Source organism: Zobellia alginiliquefaciens, from assembly GCF_029323795.1.
Classification (GTDB): domain Bacteria; phylum Bacteroidota; class Bacteroidia; order Flavobacteriales; family Flavobacteriaceae; genus Zobellia; species Zobellia alginiliquefaciens.
On record NZ_CP119758.1, the window covers coordinates 3,934,740 to 3,952,995 of the forward strand.

Annotated in this window: 13 protein-coding genes; 9 read left to right on the forward strand and 4 right to left on the reverse strand. The window is 37.9% G+C overall.

The features are described 5' to 3' along the window. Positions 1-123: 123 nt before the first annotated feature. Positions 124-831 carry a 16S rRNA (uracil(1498)-N(3))-methyltransferase gene (locus P0077_RS16210; protein WP_276166253.1) on the reverse strand — a complete coding sequence of 236 codons (708 nt, stop codon included), beginning with the start codon at positions 829-831 and terminating at the stop codon, positions 124-126. 68 nt (positions 832-899) lie between these two features. After that, a complete protein-coding gene (tsaD, locus tag P0077_RS16215) occupies positions 900-1,931 on the reverse strand; it encodes a tRNA (adenosine(37)-N6)-threonylcarbamoyltransferase complex transferase subunit TsaD (protein ID WP_276166254.1) in 1,032 nt (343 codons plus the stop codon). Between the two features lie 81 nt (positions 1,932-2,012). On the opposite strand from tsaD, the gene P0077_RS16220 reads away from it, so the two are divergent. The 4 genes from P0077_RS16220 to P0077_RS16235 all read left to right on the forward strand — a co-directional run bounded on the left by P0077_RS16220 (position 2,013) and on the right by P0077_RS16235 (position 9,661). Then, positions 2,013-6,443, forward strand: coding sequence for a translocation/assembly module TamB domain-containing protein (locus tag P0077_RS16220; protein ID WP_276166255.1), 4,431 nt, complete (start codon positions 2,013-2,015; stop codon positions 6,441-6,443). A 274-nt stretch (positions 6,444-6,717) separates the two neighbouring features. Beyond that, positions 6,718-7,704 (forward strand): 6-phosphofructokinase, encoded by a 987-nt coding sequence (pfkA, locus tag P0077_RS16225; protein ID WP_194526833.1) that lies wholly within the window; start codon positions 6,718-6,720, stop codon positions 7,702-7,704. A 21-nt stretch (positions 7,705-7,725) separates the two neighbouring features. Further along, on the forward strand, positions 7,726-8,727 hold the full coding sequence (gene gap, locus P0077_RS16230; protein WP_276166256.1) for a type I glyceraldehyde-3-phosphate dehydrogenase: 1,002 nt from the start codon (positions 7,726-7,728) through the stop codon (positions 8,725-8,727). Positions 8,728-8,809: 82 nt separating this feature from the next. Next, on the forward strand, positions 8,810-9,661 hold the full coding sequence (locus tag P0077_RS16235; protein ID WP_276166257.1) for an N-acetylglucosamine kinase: 852 nt from the start codon (positions 8,810-8,812) through the stop codon (positions 9,659-9,661). A gap of 59 nt (positions 9,662-9,720) precedes the next feature. Here the strand turns inward: P0077_RS16235 and P0077_RS16240 are convergent, their stop codons facing one another. Together P0077_RS16240 and P0077_RS16245 are read right to left on the reverse strand one after the other, a co-directional pair. Then, the gene (locus P0077_RS16240; RefSeq protein WP_276166258.1) at positions 9,721-10,101 is read right to left on the reverse strand and encodes a RidA family protein; all 381 of its coding nucleotides are present in this window, start codon (positions 10,099-10,101) and stop codon (positions 9,721-9,723) included. Between the two features lie 86 nt (positions 10,102-10,187). After that, the gene (locus P0077_RS16245) at positions 10,188-12,935 is read right to left on the reverse strand and encodes a putative LPS assembly protein LptD (RefSeq protein WP_276166259.1); all 2,748 of its coding nucleotides are present in this window, start codon (positions 12,933-12,935) and stop codon (positions 10,188-10,190) included. A 131-nt stretch (positions 12,936-13,066) separates the two neighbouring features. On the opposite strand from P0077_RS16245, the gene P0077_RS16250 reads away from it, so the two are divergent. From P0077_RS16250 to P0077_RS16270, 5 genes are all read left to right on the forward strand, one after another. Next, on the forward strand, positions 13,067-14,413 hold the full coding sequence (locus tag P0077_RS16250; RefSeq protein ID WP_432422810.1) for an N-acetylmuramoyl-L-alanine amidase family protein: 1,347 nt from the start codon (positions 13,067-13,069) through the stop codon (positions 14,411-14,413). Positions 14,414-14,513: 100 nt separating this feature from the next. Continuing rightward, a complete protein-coding gene (locus P0077_RS16255; protein WP_276166261.1) occupies positions 14,514-15,491 on the forward strand; it encodes an MlaD family protein in 978 nt (325 codons plus the stop codon). Then, the gene (locus P0077_RS16260) at positions 15,492-16,820 is read left to right on the forward strand and encodes a 4Fe-4S dicluster domain-containing protein (RefSeq protein ID WP_276166262.1); all 1,329 of its coding nucleotides are present in this window, start codon (positions 15,492-15,494) and stop codon (positions 16,818-16,820) included. Between the two features lie 51 nt (positions 16,821-16,871). Further along, positions 16,872-17,663, forward strand: a complete 792-nt coding sequence (locus tag P0077_RS16265) for a (Fe-S)-binding protein (RefSeq protein WP_276166263.1) — start codon at positions 16,872-16,874, stop codon at positions 17,661-17,663. Between the two features lie 39 nt (positions 17,664-17,702). Continuing rightward, positions 17,703-18,185, forward strand: coding sequence for an ABC transporter ATPase (locus tag P0077_RS16270; RefSeq protein ID WP_276166264.1), 483 nt, complete (start codon positions 17,703-17,705; stop codon positions 18,183-18,185). Positions 18,186-18,256: the final 71 nt, after the last annotated feature.

Sequence of the window (18,256 nt, forward strand, 5' to 3'; positions counted from 1 at the left end):
GTATGAATTATGATGGGGATACGAATTGCTCTTATGTGTATTGTTTTGCACGGCGATGTTACAATACGTTCTAAAATTAGGAAAAGCCTAAAGCAAGCAATAGTAAAATGAAATCGGAAATTATTAACCGTTATTGATCATATTTACCGTAGTGCAGGCTACAATTGCCGCAGTTTCAGTACGAAGACGGTACTCGCCTAGGGAAACGGGTAAAAAACCTTTCTCATAGGCAGTTTTAATTTCATTTTGGGAAAAATCACCTTCCGGACCAATAAGAATGGTTATGTCTTGATCAGGTGCAACTCTACGTTTTAAATCAACTTTTTCCTCTTCTTCACAATGCCCAATGAAAAGAAGCCCTAGTTGTTCTTTTTCAATGAAATCCTTGAAGGGTATGGCTTCGTTTAATTTTGGTAAATAGCTGCGTAAACTTTGTTTCATAGCAGATTGAATTACCTTTTCCAACCGTTCTTTTTTTATGATTTTTCGCTCTGATCTATCGCAAAAGACGGGTGTGATTTCATCTACTCCTATTTCGGTAGCTTTTTCTAAAAACCATTCAAAACGATCGTTATTTTTGGTGGGGGCTACTACTATATGAAGCCAATGTGCCTTGGCGTGTTTTTTCTTTGTAGAAATAATTTGGGCTTTACATTTTTTTTGGTCGGCAAATAAAATTTCGGACTCAAAAATATAGCCTTTTCCATTGGTGATGTGCAGTACATCGCCTTCCTTTTTACGGAGTACTTTTACAATGTGCCTACTTTCTTCTTGTGAGAAAGTAAACTGCGAAACACTCTTGTCTAAATCTGGATTGTAAAATAGTTGCATAGCACAAAGGTATAAACAATTTTGAACGGTTACGGTTCACAATATGACGTGATAAATATTAACCAATGTTATTTGGAAGACAGAACATATCGTGCCTTTGCGGTAACATCTTGCTTGGTGAATTGGTTTTGTTTATATTTTAAATGACCTACAATGCCGATCATACCTGCATTGTCCGTGCAATATTCAAACTTAGGAATAAACGTTTTCCAACCTCTATTTTTTTCTGCCATTTTCAGTGCGTTTCTAATTCCGGAATTGGCACTGACACCGCCTCCTATGGCTATTTGGGTAATTCCTGTCTGTTCTACCGCTTTTTTGAGCTTATCCATTAAAATATGAACAATCGTTTTTTGAATGGATGCGCAGATGTCGTTCAGGTTTTCTACAACAAAGTTTGGGTTCTTGGCGGTTTCTTTTTGAACAAAATATAAAATGCTCGTTTTTAATCCGCTGAAACTAAAGTTTAGGCCATCCACCTTTGGTTTGGGGAAGAGAAAGGCCTTAGGGTTTCCCTCTTGTGCATATTTGTCTACCAATGGTCCACCGGGATAGGGTAAACCTAAAATTTTTGCACTTTTATCATAAGCTTCGCCTACTGCATCATCTAGTGTTTCCCCTAAAATTCCCATGTCAAAATGGTCTTTAACCAGCACAATTTGAGTGTGTCCACCGCTAATGGTCATGGCTAAAAAAGGGAATTCTGGAGCGCCATCTGGTTGCCCTTCAATGAAATGCGCCAAGATGTGGGCTTGCATGTGGTTTACTTCGATCAATGGGATGTTGAGACCCAAAGAAAGAGACTTGGCGAAAGAGGTGCCCACAAGAAGTGACCCCATCAATCCTGGACCGCGTGTAAAAGCTATGGCAGATACTAGTTTTTTGTCGATATTTGCTTTATTCAAAGCTTGGTGTACTACCGGAACAATGTTTTGTTGGTGAGCCCGTGAGGCAAGTTCAGGAACGACACCCCCATATTCCTCGTGAATCTTTTGAGTGGCCGTAACATTACTGAGCACTTTTTTGTTGCTTAAAATAGCAGCGGATGTGTCGTCGCAAGAAGATTCAATAGCAAGAATATAAATAGTTTCGTTTTTCACCGAGTTTGGAATAAAAGTTGACGTCGCAAAGGTAAAACATAAAGATCTATCAAAAAACTTAGAAAAATACTGATTAGAGCCATGATGGTGATCGTGCTGATCTGTATTTTGGGTACGGTCATACTTTCTTTGCCGTTCGTTCAAACAAGTTTTGCCAAATATGCCACTGATAGCCTAAACAAAGATTTTGGAACAAATATTAATATAGATAAACTACGTATATCCCTGATTACTTGGGATACGAACCTTGAGGGTGTTTATATTGAAGATTACCAAAAAGACACACTTTTTTACGTTAACAGACTTACTACTTCAATTCTGAGTGTTCGGAATCTGAGCAAGGGAAAACTGGAGTTTGGTGATATTAAAATTGACGAGCTCGATTTTAAGTTGAAAACTTATTTAGATAATAGAAATACCAACTTAGAGGTATTTATAGATAAGTTTGATGATGGCCAGCCACGAAAACCGGGTACAGATCCTTTCTTTTTTTCGTCTTCAGATGTGGAGATTTCAAATAGTACCTTTCGTTTGATAGATGAAAATTTTGAAAATGAACTTTTACTGGATTTTAAAGAGCTGAATATTGCCGCATCGGATTTTCAAATTTTAGGCCCTCAGGTGTCTGCGGATATCAATACAATGGCCTTTAATAGTCAGCGTGGTATCAACGTTGAGCAGATGTCCACGGACTTTAAGTATACCAAACAACAGATGCGTTTTGATTCCTTGCGAATACAGACGGTTGGTTCTCATTTAAAGGGAGATTTGGTTTTTGATTATGAGCGAAAAGATTTTGCCGATTTCTTGAATAAGGTGAATCTAAATGCCGAATTTGTTGAGTCTGAGGTTGCTTTTGATGAGATAAACCTACTGTATAATCAATTTGGAAAGGGAAAAACGGTCAATTTTTCTTCAAAAGTGAGTGGTGTATTAAACGATCTGGATACAAAGGAACTTTTTCTACAGTCTGATAATACGGGAATAAGGGGCGATTTTAATTTTAAAAATCTATTCGTTAGAAAACAGCCGTTTATCATGCGGGCCGATATGAAAAATGTAACCTCTAGTTATTATGAGTTACGTTCGTTAATGCCTAATATTCTGGGTAAATCGTTACCTTCTTCGTTTCAGAAATTAGGACAGTTTACTATACGGGGCAATACCGTAGTGACTGAAAACTCTATAGATGCCAAGGTAAATCTAAATACGGCAATTGGTAGTAGCTATGCGGATCTTGAGCTTTCTGACATTAATAATATAGATAATGCAACCTATAAAGGTTTCGTTTCTCTAATTGATTTTGACCTCGGCGATTTTACGGATAATAAACAGCTTGGGAAGACAACTTTGGATTTTAATGTAGAAGGGCAGGGATTTGTGCAGGAAACCCTGAATACGGAAGTGATAGGGGAGGTGTACGCTATAGAATTCAATGATTACGAATACAATGATTTAAAGGTTTCGGGAATTTTAAAGGAGCAATTGTTTGACGGTACGCTTTTAAGTAATGATGAAAACATACAGTTTAGTTTTAAAGGACTTGCTGATTTTGGGGAGGCGAGAAACAATTTCAACTTTATTGCTTCTGTTGATTATGCAGACCTTAATAAATTAAATTTCATAAACGATAGCATTTCCATATTTAAGGGAAACGTAAATATGGATATTACGGGTAATACCCTTGATAATCTGGTCGGAGACGTAAAATTTACTAAAACTATATTCCAAAATAAGAATGATATCTACTATTTTGAAGATTTTAAGGTGTCCTCTACTTTTGAGAATAATAATATTCGGGTCATAGATATCAACTCACCAGATATTATTACGGGCTATTTAAAAGGTAGGTTTAAGGTAAAGGAGTTAGGCCGTTTGGTCCAGAACTCCTTAGGTAGTATTTATACCAATTACAGGCCTTTTCAAATTTCTGACGGGCAGACCCTTGCATTCAATTTTAAAATCTACAATAAAATTGTAGATGTTTTCTTTCCAGAAGTAAAGTTTGACCCTAATACCTTTATAAAAGGCAGGATTGTAGCAGATGAAGGCGATTTTAAACTCAATTTTAAATCGCCAAGTATAGTCGCTTTTGGTAATGAGGCCGATAATATTGATGTTAAAATCGATAATAAGAATCCGCTCTTCAATACCTATATTTCGGTGAGCGATCTTTCTACCAACTATTATGATGTAAAAGATTTCAACCTAATTAATACCACTTTAAAGGATACGCTGTTTTTTAGGACGGAATTTAAAGGAGGTAGTGAGCTCAACGATAGTTATAACCTTAATTTTTATCATACGTTTAACAAGGACAATAAGTCTGTAATCGGTTTAAAGACATCTGACGTAAACTTTAAAGGGAACAAATGGGTTCTTAATAAAGACGGGGACAATAAGAACAAAGTGGTTATTAACCGTACGTTAGATAGTATAGATATTCGTGAGATTGTAATGAACAATAGCGAGCAAGAGCAGATCAGGTTAAAAGGGCAATTGGCAGATTCTACATATAAAGACTTGCAGCTGCAGTTTAAAATAGTTTCCCTTAATAAGATAACCCCGGCTATAGACAGTCTTAAATTGCAAGGTGAGGTGAACGGAACCTTGAACATTTTGCAAAAAGATAATATTTATTTGCCATCTTCTAATTTGGCCGTAGAGGATTTTTCAATCAATGATATGCGCTTGGGGGACCTCACCGTAGGCATTGTTGGGAATAAGGATTTGACTGAATTTGCAGTTAATTCGCAAATTACGGACAAGGGGGTTGAGAAGTTGAGCGTGGTGGGTAATGTGAGTAACAAAGGGGATATTCCTACCAGTAATTTACTTGTTAGCTTAGATAAGTTTGATTTAGAGCCATTTGCGCCCTTGGGTGAGGATGTTATAAATAATATTAGAGGTTTTGTTAGTGGTAATGCGCGCATTCAAGGACCGGTAGATAATCCTGATTTTAGTGGTGTCCTTTCGTTGGACAAAGCTGGACTGGGCATACCTTATTTGAATGTGAATTATAATTTTGCCGCTAATTCAAGAGTGAATTTGGATAAGCAAACGTTTGATTTTGATCAGATTAAAATTACCGATGTAGATAAGAAAACCAAAGCAACATTAGATGGGACTATCTCTCATTCCTTTTTTGATAATTGGGTCCTAGATTTAAATGTAGACACCAAGAATGACCGTCTTTTAATATTGAATACAGATTTTGAGGAAGAGGTTCTGTATTATGGTACGGGTTATTTAGATGGAAAAGGAAGGATATTTGGGCCAACAAAGGCTTTGAATATAAAGGTTGAAGGAAAAACGGCAAGGGGTACTTCTTTGAAAATTCCGCTGAGCGATGTGGCGTCGGTAGGGGATTATTCATTCATAAATTTTGTAGAAAAGAATCAGTTAAACCACGTTGAAGAAGAGCGTATTCTTGATGAATTTCAGGGGTTGGAACTCACATTTGATTTAGATGTTACGCCAGATGCGGAGGTTGAAATTGTAACGGATACCAAAACAGGAAGTTCGTTAAAAGGAAGTGGTGTTGGTATTTTGTTAATCCGTATCAATACACGGGGTGCTTTTGAAATGTACGGTGATTTTGTAGTAGTAGAAGGGCAGTACAATTATAAATTTGGCGGTGTAATCAATAAAACTTTTCAAGTACAGCCCGGTGGTACCATTGTTTGGGATCGAGAACCGCTAAAAGCAACTTTGGATTTAGAGGCAGTTTATGCATTAAATGCCAATCCAGCGCCGCTACTGGATAATCCAGGGTACACAAGGCGAATAGCAACAGAGGTGGTAATTAAGCTAACGGATGACCTTGAAAGCCCGGATATTGAGTTTAATATTGATTTTCCGGGAACAAATTCCATTGTGCAATCAGAGTTGGAATATAGGCTACAGGATCCTACCGTAGAGGAAAAGAATGCACTGTTTTTATTGGCACAGGGTTCTTTTGTAAATGACCAAACCGGTATTGACCAACAAGCGGTAACGGGTAACTTGTTACAGTCCGCTTCGGGGCTGTTGAATCAGGTTTTAGGGAATAATGATAAATTCAATCTTGGATTATCCTATGAGCAGGGTATTTTGGATAGAAGTGCGGATTATCAGACAGAAAACAGAATAGGGGTAACCGTCTCCACCCAAATTAGTGATCGTTTACTTTTTAATGGTAAAGTAGGGGTTCCGGTAGGTGGAACTACGGAAACCGTTGTTGCTGGTAATTTTGAAATTCAGCTGTTATTGAACGAGGAAGGGACTTTAAGTGCCAAGTTTTTCAACCGGGAGAATGAAATTCAGGAATATTTAGCGGATAGATTAGGGTATACTCAGGGTGTAGGTATCTCTTATGAGGTAGATTTTAACAGTTTTAGGGAGCTTTTTAAAAATCTTTTGAAAAAAGAAGAACCTAAAGAAAAACTTCCGGACCCCAAGGAAGTGCCAAGTGCTGTAATGGGTAAGGATAGTCTATTGCGATTTTACCCAAAGGATAAACGGTTAAACTAAAACTGTTTATGTGATAAATGAGCCCCAGACTTCGACGGTAAATGGGGTTGTTCCGTCATACTAAAATCACTAAAAACTTACGAAAACGTTATAGTTTTGGGTAAAACCTCATTTTGTGGCATTCTCAATATATAGGGGCTTACAAGTGTAAGTTTGTTATAATTTAAAGAAAAAACTAAGAAAATGTGAGCTAAGTTATCATGACGTTAAATTAGAAGGATAAGACAGTTGGAATTCAAATAAGTTTGTTAGTTTTGCGACTTAGTTTTTTTTAATGGCTTCAGAAATAAAGAAAATAGGTGTTTTGACCTCAGGAGGAGATTCCCCCGGTATGAATGCAGCAATACGCTCCGTGGTTAGAACTTGTGCCTACATGAAAGTAGATTGCGTAGGTATCTATAGAGGATACCAGGGCATGATAGAAGGGGATTTTAAGCCAATGGACGCAAGAAGCGTTAACAACATCATCAATAAGGGTGGGACCATTCTTAAATCTGCACGTTGTGACGACTTTAGAACTCCAGAAGGCAGGAAAAAGGCCTACGAACAGTTACAGGCAGAAGGCATAGATGCTTTTGTTGTAATTGGCGGAGATGGCAGTTTTACCGGAGCAATGGTATTCAATCAAGAATATCATTTTCCTATAATAGGTATACCTGGTACAATAGACAATGATATATTTGGAACATCCAATACGGTGGGCTTTGATACGGCCATGAATACCGTTGTGGATGTAATTGATAAAATTAGGGATACAGCTAGTTCGCATAACCGACTTTTCTTTGTAGAGGTTATGGGTAGGGATGTAGGTCATATTGCATTAAACGTAGGTGTTGGTGCAGGAGCGGAAGAAATTCTAATTCCTGAGGCTAACCGTGGCCTTGAGCGTTTGCTTGAGTCTTTAAAACGAAGCAAAAAATCGGGAAAATCCTCCAGTATCGTAGTAGTTGCCGAAGGTGATAAAATCGGAAAAAGCGTTTTTGAGCTTAAGGAATATGTAGAGGAACATTTGCCAATATATGATGTAAGGGTGTCCGTACTAGGGCATATGCAGCGTGGTGGTTCCCCATCTTGTTATGACAGGGTCTTGGCAAGTAGAATGGGCGTAAAAGCTGTGGAAAGTTTGTTGGAAGGTCAGACCAATTTTATGGTTGGTATTCAGAACAACAAAATTATATTAACTCCTATCAGTAAGGCTATAAAAGGGCATACTAAAATAGATAAGGAGCTTATTAGAGTATCGGAAATAATGACAACATAATTTAATTCAAAACAATAGAGCATGTCAGATTTAAAAATAGGGATTAACGGATTCGGCCGTATCGGAAGATTGGTTTTTAGGGAAACTGTAAGAAGAGAAGGTGTAGATGTAGTGGCAATCAACGATTTGTTGGATGTTGAGCACTTAGCTTACCTTTTAAAGTACGATTCGGTACACGGTAAATTTGATGGTACTGTTGATATTCAAGATGGTAACTTGATCGTCAATGGAAAAACAGTAAGAATTACTGCAGAACGTGACCCAAAAAGTATTAAATGGGATGCTGTTGGCGCTGAAATAGTTGCTGAATGTACTGGTATCTTCACTACTTTGGAAATGGCTCAATACCATATTGATGGTGGTGCTAAAAAGGTAGTTATTTCTGCTCCTTCTAAAGATGCGCCAATGTTCGTTATGGGTGTTAACCATAAGGAAGTTAAAGCTTCTAATACAATTGTTTCCAATGCCTCTTGTACTACCAATTGTTTAGCTCCAATGGCTAAGGTATTGAATGATAACTTTGGTATTGAGGAAGCATTGATGACTACGGTTCATGCTACTACAGCAACACAAATGACTGTTGATGGTCCTTCTAAGAAAGACTGGAGAGGTGGTAGAAGTGCAATGTTAAATATTATTCCTGCGTCTACGGGTGCAGCTAAAGCGGTAACTAAAGTAATTCCTGCATTAGAAGGAAAACTTACGGGTATGGCATTTAGAGTTCCTACTGCTGATGTTTCTGTAGTGGATTTAACGGTCCGTCTAGAAAAAGAAACTTCTTACGAAGAAATCAAAAAAGCATTTAAAGCTGCTTCTGAAGGGGAGTTGAGCGGTGTTTTAGGTTATACTGAAGAAGCTGTTGTTTCTCAGGATTTCGTAAGTGATAAACGTACGAGTATTTTTGATGCCGGTGCCGGTATTGAACTAAACTCTAAGTTCTTCAAATTAATTTGCTGGTATGATAATGAGGCTGGTTTCTCTAACAAAATGGTAGATTTAGCTCAGCACGTTGCTAGTTTGTAATTTTTTTGAATATTACTAATTGTAATCCTGAGAGTGGGCAAAATTTTGCTTATTTTCAGGATTATTTTTTTAAACGAACATTATGATTTTAATTGTAGATAGTGGTGCCACAAAATCGGATTGGATTGCCTTGGATGAAAAGGGAAATCAGTTGTTTATGACCCAAACATTAGGTTTGAGTCCCGAAGTATTAACGAGGGAGGTTATAGAAGATAGATTGGCCAATAATTTTGAACTTTCTAAAAATAAAGAGAAGGTTACTCGGTTACATTTTTATGGTGCCGGATGTGGTACGGAGCGTATGAAAAATTTTCTGAGAGATATTTTCAAGGACTTTTTTCCGAATGCAAAGGCAGATGTTAGGGAGGATACTTATGCGGCTATTTTTTCCACCACAAAAATAGGGCATCAAGGTATTGTGTGTATCTTAGGTACAGGCTCTAACTGTAGTTATTATGATGGGCACCAGTTGTTTCAGAAGGTAACTTCATTGGGATATATACCAATGGATGATGGCAGTGGTAACTTTTTTGGTAGAAAACTAATTAGGGATTACTACTTTCATAAAATGCCTCAAGACTTAGGTATAAGATTCGCTAAAGAGCATGACTTAGATGCCGATGTGATAAAAGAGAACCTGTATAAGCAGCCCAATCCAAATACCTATTTGGCAACCTTTGCCAGGTTTTTAGTAGAGAATAAGAATCATCCGTATTGTAAAGGGGTTATAGACAAAGGCTTCCAGCAGTTCGTTAACAACTATATTATGCAGTTTGAGCTAGCTACCAAGGTGCCAATTAACTTTGTAGGTAGTATTGCACATTACTTGCGTGATGAGCTTATTACGGTACTGGAACGTAACGATTTAATTGTTGGTGTCATAAGACAAAGACCAATAGAAGGTTTGATGGAGTTTCATGCGGAAACCATCTAAATTTAGTTTTCTATATTAATAAAACGGGCCTTGATTATCACATCAAGGCCCGTTTTAATTTAGCGTACAGCTATCATTGAAATTTCTACATTTACGAATTTTGGTAGATTGGCAACTTCTACTGTCTCTCTGGCAGGAGCGGTCTCACTATCAAAATAGGCCCCATAGACTTCATTTACATCTGTAAATTGATTCATGTCGTTTAAGAAAATTGAGCTTTTAACAACATTTTCAAAAGTCATATCCGCTTCGGTAAGGATGGCCTTTAAATTTTCCATAGACTGGCGTGTCTCTTTTTTAATATCACCTTCAATTAGTTTTCCAGTGGCTACGTCAATAGGAATTTGACCGGAAATATATAAAGTATCTCCGCTAAGGATGGCTTGGTTGTAAGGACCTATAGGTGCTGGGGCATTTGGGGTATTAATTATTTTTTTCATCTGATTGTGTATTTAAGTCTTAAGTGTGGAGTAAAAATACTTAAATACAGCTATAAATACGATAAGAGATGTGTAAACTAAACCAATTAGTTCTGGCTACGATTTTCCCATTTTAAGTCGCTAAGGATAGAACTTTTTATGCCTATAAAGAAATACCATCTGGAGTATTGTCCAAAAGGGGTCCAGTTAAAGTTCATTCTAAAACTTTTAAGGTCCCTTTCAAATCGTAACTGAGTTAGGGTAAATCCTTTATTTTTAAAATCGTAACCGCTAGAGCCACCTACTTTCCAGCGAGGGGAAAGTTCAATATCTCCAGAGAACATTAAAGAGTGACTACTGAATTCATTCTGTCTGGCAGAGTTAAAATAACTGGCAGAATAGGCCAATCGAAAGTTCCACGGTATTTTAGTGGCGTATCTAGGATTTTCAATGTCCTCATCTTTGTCTTTATCGTAGTCGTCTAAGCCTCGCCTGTCGTCAAAATTATCTGCCCTACCAAAAAGGTCGTCATCTCTACCACCGCTTTGTGCTACATAATCGTAGGCACCAGTCTCTTCTTCTTGCTCCTCTTCGTCTTCCTTCCTTTTTCCAAAAGTTTCGCTATCAATGGAATATCCTACATTAATATTGGCCTGCGTTAACCTAAACAGGCTTCCTCCGTTGTCAATATTGAACTTTTCTATTCTACTCCCATTATTATCGATAGCATAAGGGTCTAAGCCTGCGGAAAAGTTAATAGACATTTTATTATCCAAAATATTGGTTCCGCCATTAATTCTAAGCGGACTCAATCTTAAAGAATCGGATTCAAAATTATACCCTGTCGAAATATTAAAATTGCTAAGAATAGGCACTTTTTTTGGTTCCGTAGCAGTGGAATCTTTATCTCTGACCTTGGCCTCTAATGTGTTCGCTAAAGAAAAGCTAAGGCTGTTACTTTTTCCTAAACTTGGTGCTCCGTTCAATGTGCCTTCAAACCGGCTGTACTGAACAATTTCTCCGGTGTCATTATTCAGGTATTCATCATAGAACTGATCAAATGAAGGGGCGTAGCCATAGCTTAAGGATGGCCGCATTACATGGCGTAAAGCTTGAATTTTCTTATCCTCTCCAAAATTAAAAGTACCGTAAACCGTTGTACCGATACTGGCACTCATATTGTATTTGTTGTAGCGGTCAAAACCGGAAATAGTATCTCTAACCACTGAACCTGTAGCTCCATCTTCACCTAATTCATACCGTTGGGTGTAAGTTTCAAGGGCCCATACATCTTCATAACTACCGCCCATTGTAACACTAAAGAATTTGGCTACTTTAAAGTTGGTACTTATGGGGATTCTATGTTTTGCGCCAACCAAAGCATTGTCAAACATTGCAGCCTTTAAAAAGTCTGCATCGTTTGTTGTCAGCGAGTTACGTGCGTTAACGTCGTACTGAAAATTAATATTTTGTATGACCCCTTTTTTGATACCATCTTTCTTGGCAAAAGGAAATATACGCTCCATACTGGCTTGAAACGTTGGTAGCGTCATCTGTATATTATCTAAATCAGGGTCGGCCCTCGCTGCGGGACTCGTATTTTGCGAGTGGCTAGCCGTAAGACTCATATTTACTGATGGGTATGCGGGAAACGTCTTGGAATACGAAATTGACGAGGACAGGTTGTTGTTTTGCGTTAAAGGTAAGTTAACTTGATTTAAAGAGTTCTGGTAATACGAGCTGCTTCCTAGGTTCACCGAGGCGGAAAACCTCGAATTTGGGCTTGCCTTGGTGTCCTGAGAGTGGGAAATCTGAATATTCCAGACTTTGCTATTGCTGTAGTCGTCAAATCCTTTCTGGCTTGTCACCAAGTTTTCGTATCTAAAGTTTACATTACCTCGATACCTATAGCGTTTGGTGTATACACTTTGTGTTCTAAAACCATAACTTCCGTTAGTGTAAAAATCCCCCGTAAGGGTAATATCCGCATAATCGGAAAAGGGAACATAATATCCTCCGTTCTGTAAAAAGTACCCTCTATCCGGGTCATTACCAAAGGTAGGCATCATTACACCAGCGGAGCGCCCTACTGTTAAAGGAAAGTAGGCAAAGGGCAACGCAATAGGCGTAGGGACGTCTGCAATATACAAGTTGCTAAAACCTGCAATAACCTTCTTTTTGGGCACAAATTTCGCTTTTCTAATACGGATGTAATAATCAGGGTTTATGGTGTCCGCAGAGGTTGTTAGTTTTCCTTCATGTAAGAAATATACAGAATCGTTCTCTTTTTTAGTGATTTCGGCATATACTTTCATTGCATCACTTCCCAATTGGCCTAAACCAGCTTGTTGTTCGGTCCTGGAATTCCAAATAAGTGCTTTTTGAGTATCAAAATTAAAACGAATACTATCTGGTCTTACCTCATTGTCCCCTTGTTTAAAATAGGGGAGCTGCGTGTAATTGCCTAAAGAATCTTTAATTCTACCCGCATAAACTTCATTTTTAATATAGTCCATTATAATGATGCCGGCCTTTAATTCGGTATCCTGGTAATAGATTTCAGCTTCGTTGTAGAGGTATATTTTTTGGTCTTTTTGGCTAAGCCTAACATGGTCTTTGGCCTTGTATTTAATTTTATCGAGCAAAAGGGGCTCTTTTCCATTGTTTCTTTTTAAAGCAGTGGAGTCGCCCGAAATACTGTCTTTTTTAGCAGGGTCCGGAAAAAGTGGCGCAATAATTGTATCCTTTTCAGCTTTAATGGGAAGTGGTATAATGCCATCTTCCTGAGCAACTGAATAGAAAGTGCCAACAAATAGCAATGCCAGTAAAAGAAAAAGATGTTTGTTTGATTGCAAGGCTATATATCCTATTTTTGTAACCGTTTGGCTTTATTTTCGGAGTTCAAACTTACATATATTTTTCGTTCCCCATACAGGGTGTTACCATAAATTTAACCATAATGAAGGCTTACAAATACAGTGTGAACATGCGTGTACGACGGTTTTTTTTATTTCCTATAGTTTTTTTAACGCTAATTTTATCTTCTTTTCATCAAAATAACACTCAAGATAACGATGATGGTAAATTTACCGTTGTGTTGGATGCAGGTCATGGAGGACATGATCCCGGTAACTTGGGAAATGGCTATTTGGAAAAGAAAATAGCTTTGAATATTGTTCTAAAAGCAGGTGAACTGCTAGAAAAGAACCCTGATATTAAAGTTATTTATACACGACAGGATGATACGTTCGTGGATTTGTACGAACGCGGACAGATAGCGAATAAGGCCAATGCGGACCTTTTTGTTTCTGTTCATTGTGATTCCCACACTTCAAATGCCCATGGAGCAGGGACCTTTGTGTTGGGGTTGCATGCGAACAAGCAGAATTTTGAAATTGCCAAAAAGGAGAATTCCGTAATTTATCTTGAGGATAATTATAAGTCTAAATATGCGGGTTATGACATCAATTCGCCTGAATCGGTTATAGGGCTTACCATAATGCAAGAAGAGTTTTTGGATCAAAGTATTGCCTTGGCCAAGTTTATGCAAGATAATTTTTCAAACAAGTTAAAAAGAACGGATAGAAAGGTGAAGCAGGCCGGTTTTATAGTTTTACATCAGACCGTAATGCCAAGTGTTTTAGTGGAAACAGGGTTTTTAACCAATAAAGAAGAAGGCGCTTATCTAAATTCAAAGAAAGGGCAATTAGAAATTGCAACTTCTATTGCAGACGCTATCGTTACCTATAAAAAGAATGCAATGGCCAATATAGCGGACTTCTCGGCAAATAGCATTCCGGCAGCACCAGAACCTGAAGCTGTAAAGAAGCAAAATGAAGCTCCAAAGAAAAAAGAAGTGGTTGTTGCTAAGAAAGAAAAGGTGGTTGAGATAAAGGATGAGGCTTCTGTAGCTAAAACCGCAGAGTTGCCCGTGGAGGATAAAGCGAAAGCGGCGACTCAGATTATAGAGGAAGCAAAAGAAAGCGGTAAAAGTACGGTTGTCACTAAAAAAGAAACCGAAACCAAGCAGGTGGCCAAACCTTCTAAAATAAATGATGTAGAAGAACCAAAAGCTAAATCCAATGTAATTTATAAGGTGCAAATTATGGCTAGTGCAAAGAATATTCCTTTGCGTCCCTCTTCTTTCAATGGACTAAATCGTGTTGAGAAAGAGCCTTTTAAAAACTTATTTAGATACGTGTATGGTAAAACAAGTTCATTGGAGGAGGCAAAAATGTTAAAATCCAATGCAGATTTAAAAGGGTATAAAACATCATATATTGTGGCCTATAGAGACGGTAAGCGAATACCTTTTAAAGATAGTCTCAAATAGGTTTCACAGCAATAAATAAGTACCTTCCATATTTTATTTCTAATTTTGTTAGAGACCTATAGATTTAAGTAAGTCTCTTATTAATCCAAAATCGATCCTTTTGAAACTATCCAGGGAAATCAAAACAGGAATCATCGTAATAGGCGGTATACTGTTATTCATCTTAGGCTTTAGCTACTTAAAATCGTCTCCATTATTTGAAGATGGAAAAACGGTATATGCTGTTTATAAAGAAGTTGGAGGACTTCAGGTGGGAACTCCGGTAACCATTAACGGTTTTATTGTAGGTAATGTTACAGGCGTAAGATTTAAAGATAATAGTGGTAATCTCGTAGTAGAGCTTTTTATTAAAAGCGATTTCGAATTTTCTAAGAATAGTCCTGCCGAGCTGTACGATACAGGTATAATAGGAGGTAAGGGCATACAGGTGAAGCCGGTTTTTGACGGAGCTAATATGGCTAAATCCGGTGATACCTTACCTAGTAAAGTTCAACTTGGGCTAACTCAATTGGTTCAAAAACAACTTACTCCATTGCAGAAGAAGGTTGAAGGTGCGGTTACCAATGCGGACAGTTTACTGATGAACGTTAATGAGGTTTTGGATGATAAGGCAAAACGGGATTTACGGGAAACCTTAAGTGGACTGAACAGTACTGTAGCCAGTTTTCAGAAAAGTGCAGATGTGCTCAATAGAATTTTAAGTGGCAACGAAAGTAGGTTGAACGAATCTTTGGATAATTTTGAAGAGTTGACTTCTAATTTTGCAAAACTATCGGATTCGTTAAACAATGCAGGTTTGGGGCGTACTTTGGCAAATCTAGAGTCTACCATGGGTAACTTGAATAAGTTAATGGCCAATATAGAAAATGGAAATGGTACCTTAGGGAAACTTGTAAAAGATGAAGAGCTTTATAATAACCTTAATAATGCATCTAGAGAGTTAGATCTGTTATTACAAGATTTTCGTTTGAATCCTAAACGTTACGTTAATGTATCTGTTTTTGGTAAAAAACAGAAGGAATATGAACTTCCTGAAGAAGATCCAGCCAATCAACTACAACCGCAACCACAACAATAAATGGAATACCTGCCGAATATTATATTTTTAGTCGTACTACTTGTTGGTATTGGCTTTTTTGTCCGAAATGTAAAGCGCCTATCACGGAATATTAAATTGGGTAAAGATGTTGATGTTTCTGATAATACAGGCCAACGATGGAAGAATATGGCGAAAATAGCCTTGGGCCAAACCAAAATGGTTGTTCGCCCCATAGCCGGTTTTCTACATATTATAGTTTACGTTGGCTTCATTATTATAAATATTGAAGTCGTAGAAATTATTTTAGACGGTCTTCTCGGTACGCACCGTTTATTTGCTCCTTTAGGTACGGTGTATGATATACTGATTGCATCTTTTGAGGTATTGGCATTTTTGGTAATTGTAGCGGTTACTGTTTTTTGGGTACGAAGAAATATTGTCCGCATCAAGAGATTCATAAAACCAGAAATGACCGGTTGGCCAAAAAAGGATGGAAACCTTATTCTGTATATAGAATTTGTACTGATGGTATTGTTCTTAACCATGAACGGTGCTGATTATCAATTACAGCAAATGGGTGCTGCACATTATACAGAGGCAGGTATGTTTCCTGTAAGCCAGTTTATTGCGCCACTTTTTAACGGCATGTCCATGAGTGCTTTAATTGTTCTGGAAAGAACCGCGTGGTGGTTGCATATTATTGGGATTCTTTGTTTTTTAAATTATTTGTATTACTCAAAACACTTGCACATACTTTTGGCTTTTCCAAATACCTACTACGGTAAGTTGGCGCCAAAGGGACAATTTAAAAATTTAGATGTCGTAACGGCAGAGGTGAAATTGATGATGGATCCATCTGCAGACCCTTTCGCTGCACCTGCCGAGGATGAATCTGCCGAACCGGCTAAGTTTGGAGCTTCGGATGTTATGGATTTAAATTGGGTACAACTCTTAAATTCGTATACCTGTACGGAATGTGGTCGTTGTACGGATGAATGTCCTGCAAACCAGACGGGGAAAAAGTTATCTCCACGAAAGATAATGATGGATACTAGAGATAGGCTGGAAGAGGTTGGTAAAAACATGGATGCCAACAAAGGGCAGTTTGTAGATGATGGAAAACAGTTGTTGGACGGGTATATTACTAGAGAGGAACTTTGGGCGTGTACAACTTGTAACGCCTGTGTTCAGGCCTGTCCTGTGAGTATAGACCCGCTTTCTATTATTATGGATATGCGTCAGTACTTGGTAATGGAAGAGTCCGCAGCACCTACAGACTTAAATAATATGATGGGGAACGTAGAGAATAATGGTGCTCCATGGCCTTTTAACCAAATGGACCGATTAAATTGGGCCAAGGAAGAATAAGAAAGCTTCGGCTTTTTTTCAATTAATTTTTAGAACTAGAATTTTTTTATAATGGCGAACGAATTAAAAGTTCCAACAATGGCAGAGCTTTTTGCCGCAGGTCAAAAACCAGAAGTGTTATTTTGGGTAGGTTGCGCAGGAAGTTTTGATGATAGGGCAAAGAAAATAACCAAGGCATTTGTTCAATTATTGAACAGGGCCAATGTTTCTTTTGCAGTTTTAGGAACAGAAGAAAGTTGTACTGGGGATCCTGCAAAAAGGTCTGGTAACGAATTTCTTTTTCAAATGCAAGCGGTTACCAATATTGAGGTAATGAATGCGTACGGAATAAATAAGATTGTAACGGCTTGTCCGCATTGTTTTAATACGATTAAAAATGAATACCCAGGTCTTGGAGGTCATTATGAAGTAGTTCATCATACACAGTTCTTAAAAAAGCTTTTTGAAGATGGAAGAATTACTTTAGAGGGCGGTAAATTTAAAGGTAAGCGTATTACCTATCACGATCCTTGTTATTTAGGTAGAGCAAATAATGTTTATGAGGCTCCTAGGGATTTGATTCGTAAACTGGATGCCGAGCTTATCGAAATGAAAAGCTGTAAAGAGAAAGGTTTGTGTTGTGGTGCAGGTGGAGCGCAAATGTTCAAAGAACCTGAAAAAGGTGATAAGGATGTGAATATTGAGCGTACCGAACAGGCAATGGAAACCCAACCTGAAATAATTGCAGCAGGATGCCCATTTTGTAATACCATGATGACAGACGGCGTAAAGAATAAAGAAAAAGAAGGAGCTATTGCAGTTATGGATATAGCGGAGCTTATGGCTTCCGCCGGAGACTTGTAGAACTTCCAATTTTAGAACCCCAAATTAGAACACTATTTAATGTTAGTAGAATTTAACACCTTACCGGACGCTTCCCGTATATGGATATACCAAGCCAACCGTAGTTTTACGGAAGCGGAATTAGACGAGATACACAAAGAGCTGGATAGTTTTATAACCGAATGGACCGCCCATGGAAGTCAATTAAAGGCCGGGTATGAGATAAAATATAGGCGATTCATCATTCTTGCCTTAGATCAGAGTGCAACTGCAGCTTCTGGTTGCTCTATAGATGCTTCAGTTCATTTCATTCAGCATTTAGAGAAAAAGTACAATGTTGAATTGTTGGATAAGATGAATGTTTCTTACAAACAAGGCGAGCATATTGCTTATAAGTCTTTGGTAGATTTCAAAAAGATGGCCAAACAAAAAGCAGTGTCAAAAAACACCATTGTTTTTAACAACTTGGTTACTAATAAACAGGAGTACCAAGAACATTGGGAAGTGCCCGCTTCTGAAAGTTGGCATGCCCGTTTTATGTAGGTTTCCTGTTTGTTGTGTTTTCCGAAGTATTGATTTTATTATATATATCGGATGAAATGCAATATTCCCTT